The sequence below is a fragment of the Arthrobacter sp. H14 genome (genome assembly GCF_000520495.1).
Taxonomy (GTDB): Bacteria; Actinomycetota; Actinomycetes; order Actinomycetales; family Micrococcaceae; genus Arthrobacter_C.
This window is the reverse complement of sequence record NZ_KI914645.1, coordinates 1-2,407: the sequence shown is the minus strand read 5'-3', so window position 1 is coordinate 2,407 and position 2,407 is coordinate 1. Positions and strand designations below refer to the sequence as shown.

Sequence of the window (2,407 nt, the reverse complement as noted above, 5' to 3'; positions counted from 1 at the left end):
ACGGCACAAGCCGGTCCAGCCTCTCCTTCCATTGCGTATGGGATCGGTGTTGTTGGATCCGCCGTCCTATTGAATTTAGCCATGGTGGTCATCGTGCAGGCGCTGATGGTGGTCTATCGGCGTGGTCTACCGGACCCGGATACGGCTGGCGCCCAGCCTCGCAGCGGCGGGTTACAACGCGCCGGCGACGATTCCGCCAATGGCCAGACAACCAGGTTCCGGAAAACAGGTGTGTATGCTCTTGCGGCTTTCGTGAGCAGCGCCGTCGCAGTATCTTCCCTACCGGCAGTACCGTCCGCGGCTAGCGCCGAGCTCCCGACGGGCGGCACGGCGGTTATTGCACACCGGGGCTTTGTCGGCGGCGGGGTGGAAAACACGATCAGCGCTCTGGAGGCCGCGGCCGGCGTCGGGCCTGATTATGTCGAGATCGACGTACAGGAAACAAAAGACGGCCGTTTTCTACTCAGCTATGACGTCAATCTGTGGCTCGTCTCGGGCAAAAACGTCAACACTTACGAATTGACGTTGGAGGAGGCCGTCGACATGAAGGTCAGCGTTGGCGGCTTCACCGACACCATGTCGTCCATGGTTGAGTACGTAAAGCGTGCTGAAGAGCTGGGCGTGACCTTGCTCATCGAACTGAAAATCCATGGCCATGAGTCTCCCGACGTCGTCGAAGAGTTTCTTGCCACCGTTGACTCCATCGGCTCGACCGGGAAGCACATCTATCATTCGCTCAACGCCCGAGTGGTCAAAGAGCTTCAGGCACGGCGGCCGGAGTTAACCGTCGGCCGTACGGTGGCTCAGTATCGGTGATGTCACCCGAATAGCAGGCGACTTCCTTGTCGTCGAACAGACGTTTTTCACAGAAGAGCTGGCACAGTACGCGCGTAAGCAAAACAAGCAGGTATTCGTCTGGACGGTGAACGACGAAGACGCCATCCGCGAATATCTGCACATGCCCGTCGATGGAATCGTCACCGACAAGCCCGACGTGGCCGTCCGCGAACGCGCCCGGATCGAGAATGAGCGCGGCTCAGCGGCACGCCTGCGCGACAACCTCCACGACTTCACGGTGTTTTAGCCGGATTCTGTCCGGGACTCAACCGTCCCAGGTTATTTCGCCCGGCCCTCCGGCGCTACAGAACTGTAAATCCTGCCGGAAGGCCGCCGCGTCCAGTCGCTGCCAGCAGCAGTTCGCTGGCCTTGCCGGAGCGGATGGCGAGCCTGCCAAGGAGGGCAAAGCTCTGATCAGCAGCTGCCTCAGGCACTTGCGGCACGACGTCGATGGCTGCGGCAAGGTCGCAGGTGTGGACGGTGAGCTCGAAAGTGCGGGTTGGCATATAGTCCATCAGTCGCATCCCGCCGACCGGCGTCCTCACGATGGAGTCCCCACAGCTCGCATTGACCATGCTGAGTACCCGGTCGGCAATCTCCTCCACAGCAGCAGCCGGATCGGATCCGAGGGCAGCACCGGCGTCGCGGCCCCGCTCTGCTACTGCCGCCGGGTCGCCGACGGAGGCAAGTGCCAGCCGAAAGTACTCGTCAGCTGACTCGACTTCAATGCTTGCGGCTTGTTGGTTGAGGTAGGTTTCCACGGTCAGCAGCGCCCGGCTCGTATGACCGACCAGGTCGCGGACGCTCCATTCGCCGAGCCCCGGCTCCTCCCACCGTCCGGCTACCTTGGCCGCGGTGTCCACGAACCACGCCGCGGCTTCGGCGAACGCTTTATGGGTCTTCGACCAGGTCTCCGGGGAACTCAATTTAGTCCTGCGCTTTGGCCAGACCCTCAATGACTTCGACGTTGGGCAGCTTGGTGAGTTCATTCGGGTCGAGGAGCAGCTTACTGGTTCGATTTCCTCCACCCATGACGACTTCCTTCTGAGCCAAGACGGAGGCGTCCACATAGATCGGCAGATTCTCTGTGCCGATGGCGGTGACTCCGCCAATGAGCATTCCGGTCAGTTCCTTGGTCGTTTCTGCATCCGCAAATGAGGCCCGTTTGACGCTAAGCCGCTCGCGGACGGTCTTATTGACGTCCAAACGAGTAGTCCCGAGCGCAACGCAAACGGCATATTTGGGCGGATCGACCTTCTTTGAAGCTACAAGTATGGTGTTGGCGGCCTGCTCGAGGGAGACACCGTAGTGTTTACAGAAGACCGCCGTGTCGGCCAGCTCGTCGTCGCAGGCCAAAACTTCGTGGGCAATCCCGTACTTGGTAATCGCTTCCTCAACGGCGGGATGGAGCCGCGCTTCCTGCACCCTGTTTTCACTCGACATCATCCAATAGTAGGCCGCCGATTCTGTGTCTTCAATGGTTCGCGTTGACTCATTAAAGATGTCCGCGTAGCGGCATTCGAAGAATCATTTGAGAATGTCCGCGTAGCGGTGTGTCTGCCGGGGCGGT

At 60.1% G+C, this 2,407-nt stretch carries 4 protein-coding genes; 2 read left to right on the top strand and 2 right to left on the bottom strand.

The window, feature by feature from the left end; genetic code table 11:
• Positions 1-816 (top strand): glycerophosphodiester phosphodiesterase family protein (locus Y707_RS31370; protein WP_026534754.1); only part of this gene is annotated, 816 nt, incomplete at its 5' end.
• Positions 809-1,084: a glycerophosphodiester phosphodiesterase family protein gene (locus Y707_RS29675; RefSeq protein WP_081744729.1), complete on the top strand. Its 276-nt coding sequence runs from the start codon at positions 809-811 to the stop codon at positions 1,082-1,084. The genes Y707_RS31370 and Y707_RS29675, both read left to right, overlap by 8 nt.
• 55 nt (positions 1,085-1,139) lie before the next feature.
• Here Y707_RS29675 and Y707_RS0108425 read toward each other — a convergent pair whose 3' ends face one another.
• Positions 1,140-1,763, bottom strand: coding sequence for a maleylpyruvate isomerase N-terminal domain-containing protein (locus Y707_RS0108425; protein WP_026534753.1), 624 nt, complete (start codon positions 1,761-1,763; stop codon positions 1,140-1,142).
• A gap of 1 nt (position 1,764) precedes the next feature.
• Positions 1,765-2,280, bottom strand: coding sequence for a YbaK/EbsC family protein (locus Y707_RS0108420; RefSeq protein WP_051441798.1), 516 nt, complete (start codon positions 2,278-2,280; stop codon positions 1,765-1,767).
• Positions 2,281-2,407 lie beyond the last annotated feature (127 nt).